The sequence below is a fragment of the Burkholderia sp. LA-2-3-30-S1-D2 genome (assembly GCF_001523915.2).
Taxonomy (GTDB): Bacteria; Pseudomonadota; Gammaproteobacteria; order Burkholderiales; family Burkholderiaceae; genus Burkholderia; species Burkholderia diffusa.
The window spans coordinates 2,486,161-2,505,415 of the sequence record NZ_CP013383.1; the positions used below are offsets into that span (position 1 = coordinate 2,486,161).

At 64.3% G+C, this 19,255-nt stretch carries 26 protein-coding genes; 17 read left to right on the forward strand and 9 right to left on the reverse strand.

Annotated features, from left to right (window positions below):
- Positions 1-10: 10 nt before the first annotated feature.
- Positions 11-691 carry an MgtC/SapB family protein gene (locus tag WS66_RS11420; RefSeq protein WP_059605230.1) on the reverse strand — a complete coding sequence of 227 codons (681 nt, stop codon included), beginning with the start codon at positions 689-691 and terminating at the stop codon, positions 11-13.
- 261 nt (positions 692-952) lie between these two features.
- Between WS66_RS11420 and WS66_RS11425 the strand changes: the two genes are divergently transcribed.
- From WS66_RS11425 to WS66_RS11440, 4 genes are all read left to right on the forward strand, one after another.
- Complete coding sequence (locus WS66_RS11425; RefSeq protein ID WP_059605128.1) at positions 953-1,897, forward strand: choline ABC transporter substrate-binding protein; 945 nt, start codon at positions 953-955, stop codon at positions 1,895-1,897.
- A gap of 35 nt (positions 1,898-1,932) precedes the next feature.
- Positions 1,933-2,613 (forward strand): HAD family hydrolase, encoded by a 681-nt coding sequence (locus WS66_RS11430; RefSeq protein ID WP_059605227.1) that lies wholly within the window; start codon positions 1,933-1,935, stop codon positions 2,611-2,613.
- A 167-nt stretch (positions 2,614-2,780) separates the two neighbouring features.
- A complete protein-coding gene (locus WS66_RS34370; protein ID WP_236872898.1) occupies positions 2,781-2,918 on the forward strand; it encodes a hypothetical protein in 138 nt (45 codons plus the stop codon).
- A gap of 91 nt (positions 2,919-3,009) precedes the next feature.
- Positions 3,010-5,460, forward strand: a complete 2,451-nt coding sequence (locus tag WS66_RS11440) for a phosphocholine-specific phospholipase C (RefSeq protein ID WP_059605122.1) — start codon at positions 3,010-3,012, stop codon at positions 5,458-5,460.
- A gap of 64 nt (positions 5,461-5,524) precedes the next feature.
- Here the strand turns inward: WS66_RS11440 and WS66_RS11445 are convergent, their stop codons facing one another.
- Positions 5,525-5,782: a hypothetical protein gene (locus WS66_RS11445; RefSeq protein WP_059605120.1), complete on the reverse strand. Its 258-nt coding sequence runs from the start codon at positions 5,780-5,782 to the stop codon at positions 5,525-5,527.
- Positions 5,783-6,073: 291 nt separating this feature from the next.
- Here WS66_RS11445 and WS66_RS11450 point away from each other — a divergent pair, with 291 nt between their 5' ends.
- Complete coding sequence (locus tag WS66_RS11450; RefSeq protein WP_059605117.1) at positions 6,074-6,664, forward strand: GNAT family N-acetyltransferase; 591 nt, start codon at positions 6,074-6,076, stop codon at positions 6,662-6,664.
- 41 nt (positions 6,665-6,705) lie between these two features.
- Here the strand turns inward: WS66_RS11450 and tam are convergent, their stop codons facing one another.
- Positions 6,706-7,491: a trans-aconitate 2-methyltransferase gene (gene tam, locus WS66_RS11455; RefSeq protein WP_059605114.1), complete on the reverse strand. Its 786-nt coding sequence runs from the start codon at positions 7,489-7,491 to the stop codon at positions 6,706-6,708.
- A gap of 122 nt (positions 7,492-7,613) precedes the next feature.
- On the opposite strand from tam, the gene WS66_RS11460 reads away from it, so the two are divergent.
- Positions 7,614-8,510 carry a LysR family transcriptional regulator gene (locus tag WS66_RS11460; RefSeq protein ID WP_059605224.1) on the forward strand — a complete coding sequence of 299 codons (897 nt, stop codon included), beginning with the start codon at positions 7,614-7,616 and terminating at the stop codon, positions 8,508-8,510.
- A 16-nt stretch (positions 8,511-8,526) separates the two neighbouring features.
- Here WS66_RS11460 and WS66_RS11465 read toward each other — a convergent pair whose 3' ends face one another.
- Together WS66_RS11465 and WS66_RS33640 are read right to left on the reverse strand one after the other, a co-directional pair.
- Positions 8,527-8,961: a GNAT family N-acetyltransferase gene (locus tag WS66_RS11465; RefSeq protein WP_059605111.1), complete on the reverse strand. Its 435-nt coding sequence runs from the start codon at positions 8,959-8,961 to the stop codon at positions 8,527-8,529.
- Between the two features lie 189 nt (positions 8,962-9,150).
- Positions 9,151-9,489 carry a hypothetical protein gene (locus WS66_RS33640; protein ID WP_159086540.1) on the reverse strand — a complete coding sequence of 113 codons (339 nt, stop codon included), beginning with the start codon at positions 9,487-9,489 and terminating at the stop codon, positions 9,151-9,153.
- 229 nt (positions 9,490-9,718) lie between these two features.
- Between WS66_RS33640 and WS66_RS11475 the strand changes: the two genes are divergently transcribed.
- The 9 genes from WS66_RS11475 (at position 9,719) to WS66_RS11505 (ending at position 13,926) form a co-directional block, all read left to right on the forward strand.
- Positions 9,719-10,174 carry a DUF3304 domain-containing protein gene (locus tag WS66_RS11475; protein WP_059605221.1) on the forward strand — a complete coding sequence of 152 codons (456 nt, stop codon included), beginning with the start codon at positions 9,719-9,721 and terminating at the stop codon, positions 10,172-10,174.
- A gap of 85 nt (positions 10,175-10,259) precedes the next feature.
- Positions 10,260-10,811, forward strand: coding sequence for a hypothetical protein (locus tag WS66_RS33645; protein WP_159086541.1), 552 nt, complete (start codon positions 10,260-10,262; stop codon positions 10,809-10,811).
- A complete protein-coding gene (locus WS66_RS11480; protein ID WP_082728999.1) occupies positions 10,805-11,272 on the forward strand; it encodes a DUF3304 domain-containing protein in 468 nt (155 codons plus the stop codon). Before WS66_RS33645 ends, WS66_RS11480 begins: the two co-directional genes overlap by 7 nt.
- A gap of 17 nt (positions 11,273-11,289) precedes the next feature.
- Positions 11,290-11,745 carry a DUF3304 domain-containing protein gene (locus WS66_RS11485; protein ID WP_059605105.1) on the forward strand — a complete coding sequence of 152 codons (456 nt, stop codon included), beginning with the start codon at positions 11,290-11,292 and terminating at the stop codon, positions 11,743-11,745.
- A gap of 13 nt (positions 11,746-11,758) precedes the next feature.
- The gene (locus tag WS66_RS11490) at positions 11,759-12,217 is read left to right on the forward strand and encodes a DUF2235 domain-containing protein (protein ID WP_059605102.1); all 459 of its coding nucleotides are present in this window, start codon (positions 11,759-11,761) and stop codon (positions 12,215-12,217) included.
- Between the two features lie 16 nt (positions 12,218-12,233).
- Positions 12,234-12,725: a DUF3304 domain-containing protein gene (locus tag WS66_RS11495; protein WP_059605218.1), complete on the forward strand. Its 492-nt coding sequence runs from the start codon at positions 12,234-12,236 to the stop codon at positions 12,723-12,725.
- Positions 12,719-13,174: a DUF3304 domain-containing protein gene (locus WS66_RS11500; protein WP_059605098.1), complete on the forward strand. Its 456-nt coding sequence runs from the start codon at positions 12,719-12,721 to the stop codon at positions 13,172-13,174. Before WS66_RS11495 ends, WS66_RS11500 begins: the two co-directional genes overlap by 7 nt.
- A gap of 34 nt (positions 13,175-13,208) precedes the next feature.
- The gene (locus WS66_RS33650; RefSeq protein WP_159086542.1) at positions 13,209-13,346 is read left to right on the forward strand and encodes a hypothetical protein; all 138 of its coding nucleotides are present in this window, start codon (positions 13,209-13,211) and stop codon (positions 13,344-13,346) included.
- A 391-nt stretch (positions 13,347-13,737) separates the two neighbouring features.
- Complete coding sequence (locus WS66_RS11505; RefSeq protein ID WP_159086543.1) at positions 13,738-13,926, forward strand: hypothetical protein; 189 nt, start codon at positions 13,738-13,740, stop codon at positions 13,924-13,926.
- A gap of 76 nt (positions 13,927-14,002) precedes the next feature.
- Here WS66_RS11505 and WS66_RS11510 read toward each other — a convergent pair whose 3' ends face one another.
- Positions 14,003-14,206, reverse strand: coding sequence for a hypothetical protein (locus tag WS66_RS11510; protein ID WP_059605215.1), 204 nt, complete (start codon positions 14,204-14,206; stop codon positions 14,003-14,005).
- Between the two features lie 43 nt (positions 14,207-14,249).
- On the reverse strand, positions 14,250-15,569 hold the full coding sequence (locus WS66_RS11515; protein ID WP_059605092.1) for a DUF3422 family protein: 1,320 nt from the start codon (positions 15,567-15,569) through the stop codon (positions 14,250-14,252).
- A 160-nt stretch (positions 15,570-15,729) separates the two neighbouring features.
- Here WS66_RS11515 and WS66_RS11520 point away from each other — a divergent pair, with 160 nt between their 5' ends.
- A complete protein-coding gene (locus WS66_RS11520) occupies positions 15,730-16,605 on the forward strand; it encodes a LysR family transcriptional regulator (RefSeq protein ID WP_059605089.1) in 876 nt (291 codons plus the stop codon).
- Between the two features lie 30 nt (positions 16,606-16,635).
- Here the strand turns inward: WS66_RS11520 and WS66_RS11525 are convergent, their stop codons facing one another.
- Together WS66_RS11525 and WS66_RS11530 are read right to left on the reverse strand one after the other, a co-directional pair.
- Entirely contained in the window at positions 16,636-17,202 is a 567-nt protein-coding gene (locus tag WS66_RS11525; RefSeq protein WP_059605085.1) for a hypothetical protein, read from the reverse strand.
- 90 nt (positions 17,203-17,292) lie between these two features.
- Complete coding sequence (locus WS66_RS11530) at positions 17,293-17,658, reverse strand: hypothetical protein (protein ID WP_059605083.1); 366 nt, start codon at positions 17,656-17,658, stop codon at positions 17,293-17,295.
- A gap of 429 nt (positions 17,659-18,087) precedes the next feature.
- Between WS66_RS11530 and WS66_RS11535 the strand changes: the two genes are divergently transcribed.
- Complete coding sequence (locus WS66_RS11535) at positions 18,088-19,224, forward strand: acyltransferase family protein (protein WP_059605081.1); 1,137 nt, start codon at positions 18,088-18,090, stop codon at positions 19,222-19,224.
- Positions 19,225-19,255: the final 31 nt, after the last annotated feature.

Genomic DNA, 19,255 nt, shown 5'->3' on the forward strand with positions numbered 1-19,255 from the left:
CGAACCGCGGCTACGCGGCGCTCTCCTCCATCTTTTTGACCCCGCCGAGGGTCTGCAGGGATTGACGGACCATCTGGAACTCGCGGCTCGTCATCTTCGAGAACACCACATGGATCCGGTCGTCGTCCGGTGTCGCGTCGTCCTGTTCGATGACGAACTGGACGATGCGCGCCTGGTCGATCCCGGGCATCGCCTGCAGCGACGTCAGCTTCACCGCGCCGCGGCTCGCGAGGATGCGCACGCCCCAGCGCTGCCGCGCGGCGAAGAAGCGCTTCTCGATCGGCTTCAGGCCGGCGAGGATCGTCAGCACGATCGCCGTTGCAGCGATCGCGGCGATGTACATGCCGCCGCCCACCGCCAGCCCGACCGCCGCGACGACCCACAGGCTCGCCGCCGTCGTCAGCCCTCGGATGATCTCGCCGCGCAGCATGATCGACCCGGCGCCGAGAAAGCCGATGCCCGATACGACCTGCGCGGCGACCCGCGACGGGTCGAGCGACACGTTCTTCGCGTTCTGGATGTCCGCGAAGCCGAACGCCGACACGACCATCACGAGCGCCGCGCCGACGGCCACCAGCATGTGCGTGCGCAACCCGGCCGCCCACGACAGCCGTTCGCGCTCGATGCCGATGATGCTGCCGAGCAGCGCGGCCAGCAACAGGCGGGAGATGATTTCCATCTGACTGATCATGCGATGCCTCCATTCTTCGACCGACTTGACGAAACGCGACCCGCCCGGACCGCCGCCCGACATGTTCTGCTTTCGTCCGGCTGACGGTTCGCACGCGCCGCAGGTTGTATTTTTGTGCGAACTTGCGAATTTGTGCTTTCTAATATACGTTACGAAAAACCGCACGGCTAGACCCAAGTTCATTCGTTTCATCCGATCAATACGATCGATCGTCGGACCACTCACGCAACCCGATCCGGAACACTTGCTTAGGAGACCAACATGATGAAGAAGGCATGGATGCTGGCCGCAATGCTGCTCGCGTCGATCGCGACGGCGCCCGTTCACGCATCCGAAGGCGACGTCTGCAGGAAGGTGACGCTCGGCGATGTCGGCTGGAGCGACATCGCGGCCACGACCGGCGTCGCGATGATGCTGCTCGACGGGCTCGGCTACGAAGCCAGCAAGACGATCGCGTCGCCGCCGATCGTGCTGGCCGGCGTGAAGAAGGCGCAGATCGATGCGTTCCTCGGCTATTGGGATCCGAGCATGACGCCGACGGTGAAGCCGTTCGTCGACGCCGGCGCCGTGCGCCTGCTGCCGCAGCCGAACCTGGTCGGCGCGCGTTACACGCTGGCCGTGCCGCAATACGCATCGGACAAGGGCCTGAAGAGCTTCGCCGACATCGCGAAGTTCCGCGACCAGCTCGACGGCAAGATCTACGGGATCGGCGCCGGCAACAACGGTAACGCGCTGATCCAGCGGATGATCGACAGGAACGAATTCGGGCTCGGCGGCTTCAAGCTCGTCGAGTCCAGCGAGGCCGGGATGCTGGTGCAGGTGACGCGTGCGGTGCAGGAACACCGAATGATCGTGTTCCTGGCGTGGGAGCCGCATCCGATGAACATCAACTACAAGATCGCGTACCTGGAAGGCGGCGACGGCGTGTTCGGCCCGAACTACGGCTCGGCGAAGGTCTACACGCTCGTCACGCCCGGCTACCTCGAACGCTGCCCGAACGTCGGCCGCCTGCTGACCAACCTGAAATTCACGACCGACGAAGAGAACCAGCTGATGGTGCCGATCATGAATCACGCGGATCCGGTCGCGGTCGCGAAAGAATGGGCGAGGAAGAACCCGGGCGTGCTGTCGAAGTGGCTCGACGGCGTCACAACCATCGACGGGAAGAACGCGAAGGACGCGATCGAGAAACTCATCGGCGCATGAGCACGCCAGCAGCCACGCAATACAAGGACTTTCACATGCACAGGAATCTCGCGCTGTTCGATCTCGATCACACGCTGTTGCCGCTCGACAGCGATCAGGCCTGGGGCCGCTTCATCACTCGGGTCGGCTCGCTGGAAGACGACACGCACGCGGCGCTGATCGACGAGCACTACGGCCGCTACGCGGCCGGCACGCTCGACATGGACGCGTATCTCGCGGTGACGCTGGCGCCGCTCACCCGCTATCCACGGGCGCAGCTCGAACGCTGGCACGCGCAGTTCATGGACGAGGTGATTCGGCCGGCCATCACGCCGCAGGCGCGCGCGCTCGTCGATCGTCATCGCGAGAGCGGCGATCTCTGCTGCATCGTCACCGCAACCAACGTATTCGTGACGGGGCCGATCGCCGCCGAGTTTGGAATCGAGCATCTACTCGGCATCGAGCTCGATACCGACGACGGCACGCCGGGCGGACGGTTCACCGGACGCAGCACCGGCGTGCCGAGTTTTCGCGAAGGGAAGGTCGTGCGCACGAACGCCTGGCTCGATTCGCTCGGCTACGCGCCGTCGGATTTCGAACGAACCTACTTCTACAGCGATTCGATCAACGACGTGCCGTTGCTCGACTACGTCACGCATCCGGTCGCGACCAATCCCGATGCAAGGCTGTCGCATGTCGCCGGCACGCGCGGATGGCCTGTCATGAAGTTGTTCTGATACGGGCGCTATTCTCCGCTGTTCATTTCATTTCTGGAGGGGCAATGAAAGCAGGAACAGGAACGACGCACGTCAATCACTCAGGAATCCGACTTGAATCGAGTCGCGACAACCCCGCTCCGCCCGCCGGCAAGGAAAGTCATTTTCCGCACTGGCGCGGCGCTTTGATGATCGCACTCCTCTGCACGCTGGCCGGTTGCGGCGATGGCGATTCCGGCGCGACCGGCAACCTCGCCGCGAACCGCGCATCGGCATCGGGCCCGGCCGCCGCGCCGGTCCTGCATTGCGCCACGGCTTGCCACTGACGGGCACCTGCCCTTGTCCGGCGCGACTGCCATTGCAACGCGCGGCGTTTGAAGCGCGGCGGCGTCCGGCCATTCATGACAGAGAGCGAACATGCAAAACAAATCCACGACACGACGTCAGTTCCTGGCCGATGCGCTGAAGCTCGCGGGCGCCACGGCAGTCACCGGCATGCTGCCCGAGAGCATCCTGCGCGCGCAGTCGATTCCGGCGGCAACCGTCACCGGCACGATCCAGGACGTGAAGCACGTCGTGATCCTGATGCAGGAAAACAGGTCGTTCGACCACTACCTCGGCACGCTGCGCAGCGCGCGCGGCTTCGGCGATCCGCGCCCCGTCGTGATCTCGAGCGGGTATCCGGTCTGGCGCCAGCCGTGGCTGCTGTCGTACGTGTTCCCGTTCAACCCGTCGCCGCCGGCCGGCAGCGCGAACGGCGACACCTATTACGGAGACCTCGACCACAGCTGGAACGGCACGCACAGCGCATGGAACAACGGCCGCTACGACAACTGGGCCGGCGCGAAGACCAGCGGTACGATGTACTACTTCACGCAGAACGACATCCCGTTCTATTACGCGCTGGCGAGCGCCTTCACCGTGTGCGACAGCTACCACTGCTCGATGCTCGGGCCGACCGACCCGAACCGCCTGTATCTGTGGACCGGTTGCTGCGGCAACGTGCCCGGCTATTCACCGTACACGACCAACACGATGACCGGCACCGGCTGGACTACGATGCCGGAACGGCTGAATGAAGCCGGCGTCACGTGGAAGTTCTATCAGGACAAGGGCAACGGGCTCGATGCCGCTCACGGTTACGGCGAATACAACGGCTCCAGCAAGGATCTCTGGTGGAACGGCAACTACGGTGACAACGTCATCCTCAACTTCAGGCAGTACCAGAACCTCGGCGCGAACGATCCGCTTGCGCCGGCGCTCAACGGCACGCAAATCGACCCGACGGGTGGCGGCACCGAATACGACACGCGCCTGTTCAGCCAGTTGCAGGCCGACGTCGCGAACGACACGCTGCCGCAGGTATCGTGGATCGCCGCGCCCTACGCGTACTGCGAACATCCGTCGTGGGCCGCGAGCGGCGGCGAATGGTATGTGAGCAACGTCCTCAACGTGCTGACGTCGAATCCGAAGGTCTGGGCCAGCACGGTGCTGCTCGTGATGTACGACGAGAACGACGGCCTGTTCGATCACGTGCCGCCCGCCGTGCCATCCAGCGCCTACGCGGGCACCGGCCTGTCGACGGTCTCGACCGCGGCCGAATTCGTCGGCAGCAGCGGCGCAGCGTCCGACGGCTCGGCCAGCGGCGACGTGCCGATCGGCCTCGGCCCGCGTGTGCCGATGTTCGTGATCTCGCCGTGGTCGAAAGGCGGCAAGGTCAACTCGCAGGTGTTCGATCACACGTCGGTGATCCGCTTTCTGGAAACGCGTTTCGGGCTCCAGGAAACGAACATCACGCCGTGGCGGCGCACCGTGTGCGGGGACCTCACGTCGGCGTTCGACTTCACGAATCCCGACCAGACGGTGCCCGCGATCCCGAGCCCGGCCAGCAACATGGACCCGAACGGCTGGACGGTCGTCATCCCGCCGGCGACCACCACCGCGGTGCCGGCACAAACGACCGGCCGCAATGCGGCATGCCGGCTGCCATATGAGTTCTTCGTGCAGGGCAAGGTCAACCGGTCCGGCAAGGCGCTCGCGTTGACGATGACCAATACCGGCACGGCGGGCGTGCATCTGCAGGCGTGGGTCGACGGCACCAGCACGATCCCGCGGCAATACACGATCGGCGCCGGCGCGAACGCGTGCACGACCCTGTCCGATTCGCTCGCGCTGAGTTCGGCCGGTGGCTACGACTATTCGGTCTACGGGCCGAACGGATTCCTGCAGACGTTCCGTGGCAACGTCGGCGCGTCGGGAAATACCGGTTCGTCGGCCGAAGTGAGCCTTTGTTATGACGTGCAGAACGGCAACGTGCAGATCACGCTCGACAACACCGCCGGATCGAGCCCGGCAACGTTCCAGCTCGTCGACAACGCGTACGGCATGAACACGCCGCAGTCGGTCAGCGTGCCGGCCGGCGCGACGCAGGCCGTCACGTGGTACGGCGACGCAGGCTGGTACGACGCGAGCATCCGCGACGCGAACGATCCGAACTTCCTGCGCCGCGTGGCCGGCTGCGTGCAGACGCAAGCGGGCGCGCTGCTGACCGATTCGGCGATTGGCAATACGAACGGAAAGTTCGTGCCCGCGCTGTCGTCGCAGGGGTCGACGTACGGTACGCTGCGGTTCGACTACGTCGTGCCGCCCTGGCGCCACAGCCCGAAGAACTGGGTCGGCATCTACCCGCGCGGCGCGCAGCCGACCAAGGGCGGCTACAAGTCGTGGGCGTATCTGCCGAAGAGCACGGGCTCGCTGCTCTTCTCGTCCACGGCGAACAGCGCGCTGGCGTCGGGCCAGTACGATGCGTGGTTCCTCTTCGACGACGGCTACACGCCGCTGGCAGGCCCGGTCGCGATCAGCATCTGACGAGCGGCCGGCGACGCGCGCTCACGGCGCGCGTCGCTCGGCTGGGGCTCGCATCAGCAAGTCTTCACAGAGCGCGCCGAACGGCCGTGTCGGATGCGCGCTTTCGGATTTCCAGGATCCACGGCCCGGTGGCCGGCGCGCCGTCGAAATCGCCGAAATCGCCGAGATTGCCGGCCTTGTCGATCGCGTGCGGAAAATCGCTGACGCGATACCCCTCATCCGCGATCGCGTCGACGGCGTGCCACGTCATCGTTCTTGCGTGCCGCTTCGCGTCGAGCGAAAACGCTTCGCCGACGGCTTCCCGCTGCGTCGAATTCAGCATGGTGTTCCCGTGCCGGTGAATGTCGGTCGGTGCAGTCGATCATCATTTCGATACGCACCGCCGACTATCTCGCGTTCCGCGCCGATGCATGGCGTGGTTGCATACCCGTTCCAGGTGCGGCGTCGCCGCCGATATCCCGCATAATCGGGCGTTGAACCGCGCCGCGAAGGGAAGCATTGTGCGAGCGCAGCAATTCGAATCAGGAACGGGCGCGATCCGGCTCGCCGCAAGGCGGCGGCGCTCGCCCCGGGGGAATACCCGGCAATCCCGCTGAAGACAGGACACCGACACATGGACCGAGCCGAGCACATCAGCATCGAACAGGCGGGCGATCTGCCCGCCGACGAACTGAACGGATGCGACTTTTCGTTCGAGATCGCGTGGGAGCTGAATGCGCCGTACCAGGATCTGCTCGATTTGCGCGCGCTGCCCGTGCGGCGCAAGGACTACGGATTCGACCCGGCCGGCTGGGCGCGCGAGGCGTCCGGCGGCACCGCGCTGTTCCGCGCCAGCGCGGGCGGGCGCCTCGCGGGATTCGTCGCGATCACCGAAAGCTGGAATGGGATGGCCGAGATCGCGGAACTCGCGGTCGACCGCGGTTGCCGGCGGCAAGGTATCGGCCAGTTCCTGCTGGCGGCCGCGGAAGCATGGGCGCGCAACCGCGGGTTCGGCTTCATGCGGCTGGAAACGCAGGCGAACAACGTCGCGGCCTGCTGCACGTACGCGCGCGCCGGCTTCGTCATCGGCGGCCACGACCGCTTCCTGTACGCCGACGGCGCGAATGACGGGGAAGTCGCCCTCTTCTGGTACAAGGATCTGCGTGACGGGCAGTCCGCAAAGAGCCGGACGGTCGATCCGGAATCGATGCGGCCGCTATCCTGACCGACGACCGGCCGCCGCACCGCCCCGGTCCTGGTTTCGCCTTACTTCCGCGTCGCGACGATGAACAGGCGCGGGAACGGCAGCAACACGGTGCCGTCGTCGAGCAGCGGATAGCCGTCCGGACCAGCGAGCGCATCACGATAGCTCGCGACGAATGCGTCGCGCTCGCTTTCGTCCAGCGCCGCGAGAAACGGCCGCAGCGCGCTGCCCTTGAACCATTCGACGACCGCATCGGCCCCGCCGCGCAACGGATGGTAGTAAGTCGTGCGCCAGACATCCACCCGCGAACACAACGGCGACAGCAGCGCGTAGTAATACCGTGCGTCGAACCGTTCGGTGCGCGCCGCGCCCTCGAGCTTGTCCGCCCATCGCCCGCCCGCGGCGACCTCGCGCATCAGCCGGTGCGCGGGTTCGTCGAGGTTGTCGGGCATCTGCACCGCGAGATGGCCCCCCGGCGCGAGCCGGCCGACGAGCGACGGAAACAGCGTGTCGTGCGCGGGCACCCATTGCAGCACCGCGTTCGACAGAATCAGGTCGTAGCCGCCCGGATCGTCCCAGGCGGAGACATCCGCGAGATCGAAACGCAGCGCGGGCAGGCGCTTGCGCGCGGCCGCGATCATGTCCGGCGACGCGTCGATCCCGCGAACCGTCGCGTCGGGTGCGCGCGTGATCAGCGCTTCGGTCGAATTGCCGGGCCCGCAGCCGATGTCGATCGCGGTATGGATCCGCGTATCCGGCACGGCGGCCAGCAGGTCGCGCACAGGCCGCGTGCGTTCGTCTTCGAATCGCACGTACTGGTTGGCGTATTGATCGAGTGGGGTCGTCACGGTATGCCTCCTGGTCGGCGTGGACGGCGTCGGAATACCGACAGTCATCGATGCAGCGCATTCTGCGATCTCGCCGTTCTTCAGTAAAATGAATTTAATATCGTTATTGATTCATGTTTCTGATGAAAATCGATACGCTCGGTGTCCAGGCTTTCGTCGCGATCGCCGACGGCGGCAGCTTCAGGCAGGCGGCCGACACGCTGCACGTCACGCAAACGGCGATCACGCAACGGCTGCGCAAGCTCGAGTCGTTTCTCGGCGTCGCGCTGATCGAGCGCACGACACGCCGCACCACCCTCACCGAAATCGGCCGGCGTTTCCTGCCGCAGGCGCGCCGGCTGCTGAACGAGCTGTCGGATGCGCTGACCGAAATCCGCGAAACGGGCCTGAGCCAGCGCGGCGACGTGACGATCGCGTGCGTGCCGACGGTCGGCGTTCAGTATCTCCCCCGTATTCTGCGAGCATTCTCCGGGCACCGGCCGCACGATCGCGTGAAGATCCTCGACCACGCGTCGGCGTCGGTATTGCAGGCCGTGCTGCGCCGCGAAGCGGAATTCGGGATCAGCATCGCGGGCGACCAGCACCCCGAACTCGTCAGCGTGCCCCTCACGCATGATCCGTACGTGCTCGTCTGCCGCGACGATCACCCGCTCGCGAAGCGTCGGCGGATCCGCTGGGCCGCGCTGCAGCCGCATCCGCTGATCTTCGCTGGCGAAGTAAGCGGCAATCGCGGGCTGCTCGAAGGTGCGCTGAAGACGAGCGGCGTGACGCTGCATTCGTTCTACGAAGTGCAGCGCAGTTCGACCGCGCTCGGACTCGTCGCCGAAGGCCTCGGCGCGGCCGTGGTGCCGAAGCTCGCGATCCAGAAGAACGCGTATCCGATGATCCGCACGATCGAGCTCGTCGAGCCGTCGGTATCGCGTACGCTCGTGCTGGTCAAGCGCCGGGCCGCGCAGTTGTCGCCCGCGGCGCAGGCGCTGTACGACATGATCGTCGAGCGCGCGACGCCGGCGCGGTGACGTCAGGCAACGTCGTTCATAGCGTCTTGACCATGAACACACGCGCCGCCCCTTCCGGCTCGCACGGCACTTCGCCGAACGCCTCGTACCCGTGCTTCCGGTAGAAATCCGGCGCCTGGAACGTAATCGTGTACAGCACCGCGCGGGCACATCCGCGCCGCTTCGCCTCCGTTTCAGCCTCGCGCAGCAGCCGGCTGCCGAAGCCGCCGCCACGCAGCGATTCCGGCAGATAAAAGAGGTCGACGAAGAAGAGACCGAGCGAGGTTCGGCCGGTGAGCCCGCCCAGGACCTCGCCGGTCGCGGGATCGGTCACGTAGACGTCGAGCGCCGCCGTGTCGCTGCGGCCCGTCATCGCGTGGTTGAATTCGCCGAGCTTGCGGCTGATGAAATCGCGGGCAGCCGGTTGTTCGGTGTCGGTGAGCTGAAGGGAAGCGGCGGGATGCGCGGTCATGGAATGGAGACGTGCGTGAATGAGCCGCCGAACGTGCAGGGTTCGCGGCGGGCGTCGCACGACTATAGCGCGTTCACCGACAGCGCGAGACTGTGCCGATCTTGACGAACATACAAACGACGGGCACATCCGGAACCCGCCGTTTCGTGACGCCGGGAGCCAATGCTTCTCGGGGCCGAACAGCCTCGACTATCCACTGCCACGCCTGCCCGAAGGCGTATGTTCGGAATGCTGCCGCAGCGCCGCGAAAATGAAGTCCGCACTGACACCCCGCACATGAGCGACGCTGCCTCCATGAAGCTGTTTCGCGATTTGGCGCGCGCGTTGCCGCTGCCAACGTAATGGCCACGCACGACCGCGGAGCAGCGGCACGACGATCTGCGCGACTGGCATCGCGCGCGGCGGATCGAGCACACGGGCCCGTTGCGCCTCATCGCGCTCGTCGACGGCGCGCTGGACGATACGATGCTCGTTCGCAACCCGATCGTGGTCGCCGTGCCGCTGCTTGTCGGGGCATGGCGGGTTCATGCGGTGACTGCTGGTTACGGTCCTTATCGATAGATTTGCCGAACGATGTAGATGAAACTGACATCCCCGTCCCTTCGTTGCCCAACAAACACGACGGATCTATCGAATTCCATTTCCTGCCCGACCGAAAGATCGAAGCCAAATGGGTCGAGTACCCGACCGACCCACGCAACCCGAATACAACGAGCAACGCGTCGCCCGCGACGAACTGACTGACAGGAACGCCGACATGCTGAATTTTCTTCGCCGTCTCATTCGCAACCCGATCGCGATCGCCGTGATGCTGCTCGGTGGCGCGTGGTGGGTGCATGCGCAGACAGGAGGATACGGACCGTATCGGGTCATTAGCTATAACCACACGGATCGAAGCATCTACAGCTTTCAGATCGACGATTTCGGCGCAGGGGGATCATATGCGCACGAATCCCAAGGAGGCGGTGGCATCGTGTGCTGCATGGATGTCCCTCGAGGGAAAAAGACCTGGCATATCAAGATCATCTATGACTTGACCAAAGAGCAGGCTCAAAAGAATGTGCCGAATGAGGTTTACGAAACCGACATTCCCGTTCCCCCTCTGCCAAACAAGCATGGCGGGTATATCGCATTTCATTTTCTACCCGATCGAAAGATTGAAGCGCAGTGGGTCGAACGTCGAATCAAGGCAAACATCCCGAACGCAAACTAAGATAGCGAGCGCAGCATGTCGAACGAAACCAGTCCTGCCCAAAGCGCCAACTCAAGCCAATCCGATTCCGCCTCCGGTGCCTCCCGTGCATCGCGCGCAGCGAGCGTCAGCGCGCAGCTCCCCCCCGAACCGCCAAGCCCTTGCTTTCGCTGCCATCAGGAAATCTACCAATCCTTCCTTTTTTGATGGATTTGCGCATGGGCTAAAGGATGTCGATCACCCGTCGAATATCCTTCGACTGTTCAATGCACACGAGGAAACAAAAGATGAGCGCGGCATCTACAAGATGTACTACGACGGGATGGGCCGCGACCTTGCCAACCAGACGGTCGGCACCGGCAAGAAGGTGGCAAGCGACAAGTTTCTGAAAGGGCCTGCCAAGGCCGTCGCCGACGATATCCGAAAACGGGCAATGAACGACGCCGGCGACAAAGGTCTACGGACCCGAGCCAGATCCGCGATTCTCGAAGGTACCGCTGCCGCTGGCACTACAGCGAAAAACAATATAAAAGACTCGTTTTCTCTGAAAAGATGGGCATCCGCGGGCGAGTTATGCGGCCGAGCGGCAGCAGGCAATGACGGCGGCGGTGGATGCGCAGCCCGAAGCCGGTTGAGTGGCGGGAGAGGCGGATGTTGAGGGGAATGCGTCGGGTGGCTGCAATAGGGATCGCGATCGCTGGCGGCTTGTGGGGTATGCAGGCACATGCCGAGCGCGACGGGCCGTATCGCGTCGCGGGTTTCAACTACACCGACCGGGGTGTGTACAACTTCGTAGTCGACAGTTTCGGTGCCGGCACTGTGCACGCCCGTCAATTCGGCGGCGGTGGAGGCATGGCCTGTTGCATGGAGGTGCCGCGCGACAAGAAGACCTGGCACCTCAAGGTCACATACGACCTGACGCCTGAAGAAGATGCCAGGAATCTGTCGCCGGAAATCTACGAGACGGACATTGCCGTCCCGAAGCTGCCAACCAAACGCGACGGCTATATCGAGTTCCATTTCCTGCCCGACCGCAAGATCGAAGCCCAATGGGTCGAATACCCGACCGGTCCGCGCAACCCGAATACCACGAGTAACGCGTCGTCCACGACGAACTGAATGACAGGAACATCGACATGCTGAATTTTCTTCGCCGTCTCATTCGCAACCCGATCGTCGTCGCGGTGCTCCTGCTCGGCGGGGCGTGGCGGGTGCATGCGCAAACCACAGATTTCGGCCCGTACCGCGTCATCGGTTATAACTTCACCGATCGCAGTATCTACAGTTTCAAGATCGACGAATTTGGCGCAGGTAACGTGCGTGCGCATAAGCCAGGCGGTGGCGGTGGAACCGTATGCTGTATGGATGTACCTCGGGGCAAGAAAACCTGGCACATCAAACTCAAGTACGAGCTGACTCAAGAACAATACAAAAACAACCTTCCCAACGACATCTTCGAGACGGACATTGCTATTCCGCCGCTTCCTGACAAGCATGGCGGATACATCGAATTCTATTTCTTGCCGAAACAGAAAATTGAAGCGCGATGGGCCGAACTGCCGACTGACCCTCACAATCCGAACTTGCAGTAACCGGGAGGAAAGCATGCCTAACGACACAATCCCCGCCCAGGGCGCCACGCCCGTGCAATCCAGCGCCAATGCCGGAGCATCGCGTGCCGCACAGGCGGCCAGCGTCAGTACACAGCTTCCCGCCGAGCATCCCAGCCCATGCTTTCGTTGCCACCAGGAAATCTATCAGTCCTTCTTCTTTGACGGCTTCGGACAAAGCCTCGACGACGATAACCCTTCGAATATCGCGCGCCTGTATAAGGCCCATATGGAAAGCGACAATTCAACCGGAATCTATCGAACATACTATGCAGGCATGGGCCGTGATTTACCCAACCAGACGGTCGGCACGCTCAAGAAGGCTGCAAGCGATAGTGGTGCCGCTGCGGATGTGTGGACGGAGTTGCTGGATGGGCATCCGCTGGCGGATTATGCGGCCGAGCGGCAGCAGGCAATGACGGCGGCGGTGGATGCGCAGCCCGAAGCCGGTTGAGCGGCGGGAGAGGCGGATGTTGAGGGGAATGCGTCGGGTGGCTGCAATAGGGATCGCGATCGCTGGCGGCTTGTGGGGTATGCAGGCACATGCCGAGCGCGACGGGCCGTATCGCGTCGCGGGTTTCAACTACACCGACCGGGGTGTGTACAACTTCGTAGTCGACGGTTTCGGTGCCGGCACTGTGCACGCCCGTCAATTCGGCGGCAGTGGAGGCATGGCCTGTTGCATGGAGGTGCCGCGCGACAAGAAGACCTGGCACCTCAAGGTCACATACGACCTGACGCCTGAAGAAGATGCCAGGAATCTGTCGCCGGAAATCTACGAGACGGACATTGCCGTCCCGAAGCTGCCAACCAAACGCGACGGCTATATCGCGTTCCATTTCCTGCCCGACCGCAAGATCGAAGCCCAATGGGTCGAATACCCGACCGGTCCGCGCAACCCGAATACCACGAGCAACGCGTCGTCCACGACGAACCGAATGACAGGAACATCGACATGCTGAATTTTCTTCGCCGTCTCATTCGCAACCCGATCGTCGTCGCGGTGCTCCTGCTCGGCGGGGCGTGGTGGGTGCATGCGCAGACAACGAGCTACGGTCCTTATCGCGTTACGGGCTACAACTATACAGATCGAAGCATTGCGCTTTTCACGATCGATGGCTTTGGTGCCGGCGGTTCCAACGCACATGAATCCGGCGGAGGCGGAGGAACGGTATGTTGCATGAGCGTGCCACGAAACAGAAAGACATGGCATATCAAGATCGTCTACGAACTGACCCAGGAGCAGTACAAAAAAGATTTGCCGAACGACGTATACGAAACAGATATCCCGGTTCCCTCTTTGCCAAACAAACACGACGGATACATCGAATTTCATTTCTTGCCGGACAGAAAAATCGACGCCAAGTGGGTCGAACTGCCGACGAAGCCGCATATTCCGAATACCAACTAGGATAGCGAGGGAAGGATGTCGAACGAAACTGCGTATGCGCAAAGCGCTGCACCCGGTCAGCCTGACTCCGCATCCGGTGCATCACGCGTTGCCCGAGCCGCCAGTGTCAGCGATCAACTTCCGCCTGAACCGCCGACACCATGTTTTCGTTGTGTTCAAGAAATCTACCTGAGCTTCTTTTTTGATGGATTCGGACAAAGCCTTGACGACCTCGATCATCTTTCGAATATTGGTCGACTCTATAACGCCCACGCAAAAAGCAGCGATGAGCTAGGCATCTACGCGACGTACTACGAGGGAATGGGTCGAGACCTGTCGACTCAAACAACCGGTACCCTCAAGAAGGTGGCAACCGATACCGCGTCCGCATTAAGCAAGGAAGCACAGGACAAATTTATCAAGGATCCCGGTAAGAAAATTGTCACCGAAGCCGGCAAGAATGCGCTTGCCAGTCGGGGAGAACAGACAATTGTCGCTCACGGTACATCCGTGATCCACAATGCCATCAGCTACACAACACGATCACGCCATCCAACAACGTGTCGCTCGGCGACGGCGTATTCATGCAACTGCGCGAAATCGAGGAGAAAGGCTGGGTCGCACGCCAGACCGACGCCGCGAAGGACTACGTGAAAAAAGTCCTCGGCAACGTATCGAAGAACATCAAGGACGCGCAGGACGAATACGTCAGGCAGGTCACGTCCGGCCAGATTCCGCACGGCGCGTCGATCGGCGACCTCTCCGGCGACTGAGCAGTACACACCACGCCAATCAGCAAGCCCGCCCGGCCGCACACGCGACCGGGCGCGAACCGCATCCGGCCCCGCGTCAGTTGTACCCGAGAATCGCCACCGCCGCGACGTCCGGCCGGTCGATCGTATTCCCGACGAGCGACGTCATCGGCTCCTGCAGCACGGCCTGATACGAGGTCACGCGCGGCGCTTCCGGCGCGCCCGGCTCATCCGGTGCCGGTTCGTCGAACGCGGCATCGAAATCACTGTAAAACCCCGGTTTCTTCTGCGAAAAAGTCATCTCCACTCCTTTACCTGTTTTATCTGTTTATGTTTTCGATGTTCTAACCAACTTGCTTCAATGCCGCCGCCTGCACCGGCATGCCGTCGTACGCCGCCTCCGACCGCGCCAGCTGCGCACGCGTGCGCCGCGTGATGTGAATCACCGCGAACACGACCGGCGCGATCAGCAGGCCTTCCGCCAGTTCGGGATCGACCGGCAGGTTCATCACGTGCAGCGCCTTGAACGCCGCCGTCGCGAGCGACAGCACGTAGTACGAAATGGCCGCCACCGACAACCCTTCGACGGCGTGCTGCAGATGAAGCTGATTGCGCGCGGTGCGCTCCATGCCCGCCAGCAGGCGCGTCACGTCCTTTTCCTGAGCAAGATTCACGCGCGTGCGCAGCAGGTCGACCGCTCGCGCGATCCGCGCGGCGATCTGCTCGTGACGCGCCCACACGCTGCGGCAGGTTTCCATCGCCGGCGCGAAGCGCCGCTCCATGAACTCGGCGATCGTCGGCATCCCTTCGATGCGTTCCTCGCGCAATTCGTGGATGCGCGCCAGCACGAGCTTTTCGTACGCACGCGACGCGCTGAAACGTGCGCCCGATCCCGACAGCGATTCGACCCGCACCGCGAGATGCGTGAGCTTGACGAGCAGCGCCGTGTCGTCGCCGTCTGCGCCGCTCGCGTCCATCCGCTGCATCAATGCATGCAGCGCCGCGTGGATCTCGTCGAGCTCGCGGCTCATCCGGCGCGCGACGGGCAACGCGAGCAGCGCCATCATCCGGTACGTCTCGATTTCATACAGGCGCTGCAGCAGTCGGCCGCCCTGCTCCTCGCGAAAATCCTCGTCGACGACGAGAAAGCGCATGAAGCCGTCGTCGCGCACGTGCCAGTCGCAGTACACCTTGCCACCGCCGAGCACGTTGCTGCCGACGAGCGCGGGCCCGTCGATCCAGCGGCGCATGTCACCACACACGAGCCGCGCGGCGTCGCCCGTCAGCAGCTCCATGCGCACCGCGACGAAGCGGATGCCCGCGAGCCGCGCGAACCACGCAGCCGGAATGCCTTCGATCGCGAGATCGTCGAAGTAGCCGGTGTCGCGACGCGGCGCGACGAACGTGAAGGTCGAGAATTCGGTGTGCCGCTCCCACTTCAGATGCCAGCCGCACGGCGACTGCACCGCATAGTGGGTCGCGCCGTCCTGCGGCACGACGATGCCGGTGTCGCGGCACAGTGCGTGCAGCAGCGTTTCGTGGATATCGGGCTGGCCGTCCGCGTAGATCGCGTAGTGCGTGAGCGACACGGCTTCGGCGAGCCGCAGGAACGGCCGGGCATGCAATTCCGCGGCCAGCGCGGCGCGCAACGGATGATCCATCATCGGTACACCACTCTTCCTGTTCAACGCTGCGTGCCGGGCTCGCCGGCGTGTTGGCCGCACCGCATCGAACGATACGGCAGGCTCGATGCCACTATGGCAGACACACAGCAACAATAAAAACGCATAATGCTGATCGTTACGTTCAGTTTTCCTGATACCCATGAAGATGCTCGATCACGACGTGCTGGCCACCGTCGTCGCCGTCGCGGAAACCGGCAACATGACCCGCGCCGCCGAAGCGGTGAACCGCTCGCAGTCGGCCGTGAGCATGCAGATCAAGAGCCTGGAAGACGCGATCGGCCGGCCGCTGTTCGTGCGCAAACCGCGCAGCATCGTGCTGACGCGCGAAGGCGAGGTGCTGCTGGGATTCGCCAGACGAATGCTGGCGCTGCGCGACGAGGCGTGGGCGGCCGTGGTGCGGCCGGAAGTGACCGGCAAGGTCGTGATCGGCGTGCCGGACGACTATGCGTCGTCGCTGCTGCCGTCGGTTCTGAAGAAATTCTCGGCGACCTACCCGAAGGTCGAGATCCAGGTGATGGGGCTGCCGAGCAGCGCGCTCGCGCCGCTGATCAAGGAAGGCACCGTCGATCTCGTGTGCGGCACGCGCATCAAGGGGCTGACCGGCGACTTCATCCGCCATGAGCCGATGGCATGGGCCGCGATGACGAACGGGCCGCGCGTGTGGGAAGAACGGCCGCTCCCGATCGCGGTGTTCATGCCGGGCAGCGTTGCGCGCGAGAACGCGATCCGCAGCCTCGAACGCGCGAAGGTGCCGTACCGCACCTCCTATGAAAGCCCGAGCCTGCTCGGGCTGCTCAGCATGGTCGAAGCCGGCCTCGCGGTCGCGCCGCTCGCGCGCTGCGCGATCCCCGCGCAGCTGTCGATGCTCGGCCGCTCACACGGGCTGCCCGATCTGCCGCCGCTCGAGCTGATCCTCGCGCGCAGCACGAAATCGAAGCGCCCGCCGTGCGACTTTCTCGCGGAGCAGTTGATGGAAGACCTGCAGCGGCAAACCGGCCAGACCGCCGACGCCTGAACCGCGGTCGGGCGCGCGCCGCCTGCACCGTCACGAACCGCCGGGCCGTGGATGGCCGGCCGCGAGCAGCGCCGCGTTGACGATGCCCGCCACCGTGTCGACGAGCGCTTCCAGCGTGTCGCCATGCACATGCCGCCCGGCAGGCGGAATGCATTCGATACGCCGGCCGCCCCATTGCGACCCGGCCGTCACCGACAGCGTCGCCCCGAACCGGTCGCCGTGCCGCCGGCCGAAGATGCCGACGCGCTGCTCGCCCAGGTACGCCTGCTCCGGAAGAAACAGCCGAATGTCGACCGCAACCTGGTCGGGATCGCCGGCGCGCGCGTTCGCATCGGCCGACGGCGCGAACGTCTTCGCGATGCGCAGCGTGACGTGCGAATCCCAGGCGGCCAGCGGTCCGCCGGCCGCGTCGACACGTTCGAGGTCGACCGACCACTGATGGCGATCCGGCAGCCGGATCGCCTGACGCAGCAGCACCTCCGCCGCGCGCACGGTCACCCGCAGCTGCATGGCAAGCTGCGTGCCCGACGGCAACGTCGCCACGCGCAAGCGGCCGCTTGCCGGACGCGTAGTCTGCACTTCTTCCATGAGGTGCATGGATCCTCCCTGTCGAGGGCCGGCGCCGCGACCGGCCCGCGGATAGCACGACGGCCAGCGAATCGGCGGCAAACCGTAACGTACGAGCAATCAGCGTTCCCCGGCCTGGCGATCCTGCGTCGCCACGCGCAGACGGCGGGCAACGGGACCGATCACGGCATCGACCTGCTGCGCGATCAGCATGTGCAGCGTGAAGTCGAGATTCTCCGGCGCGATGTCGAATTCCACATGGATCACGTCGCGCACGGTACGCGCGCTGACCACATACACGCCGAGCGGGGAATGCAGCAGCGCCGCGAGCCGGGCGTGCGCGAGCGCGCCGGTGTCGGCCGTCAGCGTGACGGGCAACCGCAGGCGCGGACGCGGCGGCGGGAGCGGGACGACGGTAGTGCGCGCGCCGGCACGCAGCTGGCGGCCGGCGATGTCGCACCCGGGTACGGGATGGATGAAGGTCATGGTGCGGTCGGAGGGCGTCCTGGCTGTTGGACACATCCCGAGCTTAGAAGGCGCCGCATAAATACCGTGCAAAAAAACGGCTTTGCAGTGCAAAAAACGGCATGCCGGAAGAGCAGCACATACCGGTCGGGTTGCGCGGCGTGCGCCCCGTCAACGCTGACAGGACAATCGCCAACGATCCACCGATACACTTGTGCCACCGTGATGTCCGGCGTCCTCGATGCCGGACGGCGCTTTAATTGCACGCACGCTCCACCGCTTCCGGTTGGCCAGCCTGCATCGCACATGTCGCCCCGATCCCGATCCGATGGAGTCCTGCTTGAACCCCTGGCGCCCCACGCTGCCCGACGCCCAATCCGACACCGTGCGGCATTCACGCGACACGTTCCCGGCCGCGCGGCCGGCTCGCGCGCAACCGGGCCGGCCGCAATGAGCGCCGGGCCGCGCAATGCCCGGATCGACGTGCTGCGCGGCGTGTCGATCCTGCTCGTCCTGCTGCATCACTTCAACGTCCCGTATTCGCTGCGCGACACGTCCGTCGCGCGCATGTTCGGCTGGGACGCGGTGCACGCGGTGGTCCGCAACGGCAACTATGGCGTGACGATGTTCTTCGTGATCTCCGGCTACCTGATCACGTCGAATGCGCGCCGCCGCTGGGGCAGCCTCGGCGCGGTGGACGTGCGCGCGTTCTACGTGTCGCGCATCGCGCGCATCGTCCCGTGCCTGCTCCTGCTGCTCGCGCTTGTCAACGGGCTGGCGGCAACCGGCGTGCCGATCTTCGCGAACCACGCGCCGCAGGGTGTCGCCGTGTCGTTCTGGCTCGTCAATCTCGCATCGCTGACGTTCTGGATGAACGTGTTGATCGGCACGTATGGATGGGTCAATTACGCGCTCGGCGTGCTGTGGTCGCTGTCGGTCGAAGAGATGTTCTACCTGTCGTTTCCGCTGCTGTGCATCGCCCTGCGCCGCGACGCGCGACTGTTCGCGTTCTGGCTGGCGGTCGTCGCGATCGGGCCCGTGTACCGCTTCACGCATGCGAGCGACGAAGGCGGGTTTCTGTATGCGTATTTCGCGTGCTTCGACGGAATCGCGATCGGCTGCTGCACCGCGGTGCTGGCCGGACGCGCCGGCTGGCAGCGGCTCGCGGCCGCGCCCGTGCAATGGCTGACCGCGATCGCGATGACCGTGCTCTATCTCGCGTGGCCGATCGCCCAGAGCCATGTGATCGGCGTATCCGCGATGGCGCTCGGCACAGCCGTGCTGCTGATCGGCGCGCATGCCCGCGGCGAGCGAGCACCGGGCCGCGCGCTCGCGCCGCTGCGCTGGAGCGGCCGGCTCAGCTACGAGTTGTACCTGTTTCACCTGATCGCGCTCGGCGCGCTGCGCACGGTGTGGCCGCCCGCCACCATGCACGGCAACGGCAAGCTCGTGCTGCTCGTCGCGTATCTGGTGTTGTCGGCCGGATTGAGCGCGGCCGTCGCGCGCGGCTACGCGACGCCGCTCGACCGCATCATCCGGCGCGCCGCGTCGCGGCCCGCGGCGCGCGTGCCGGACGCCGCGACATGAGCCGCGGCCGACGGCATCCGCAGGGTCGATG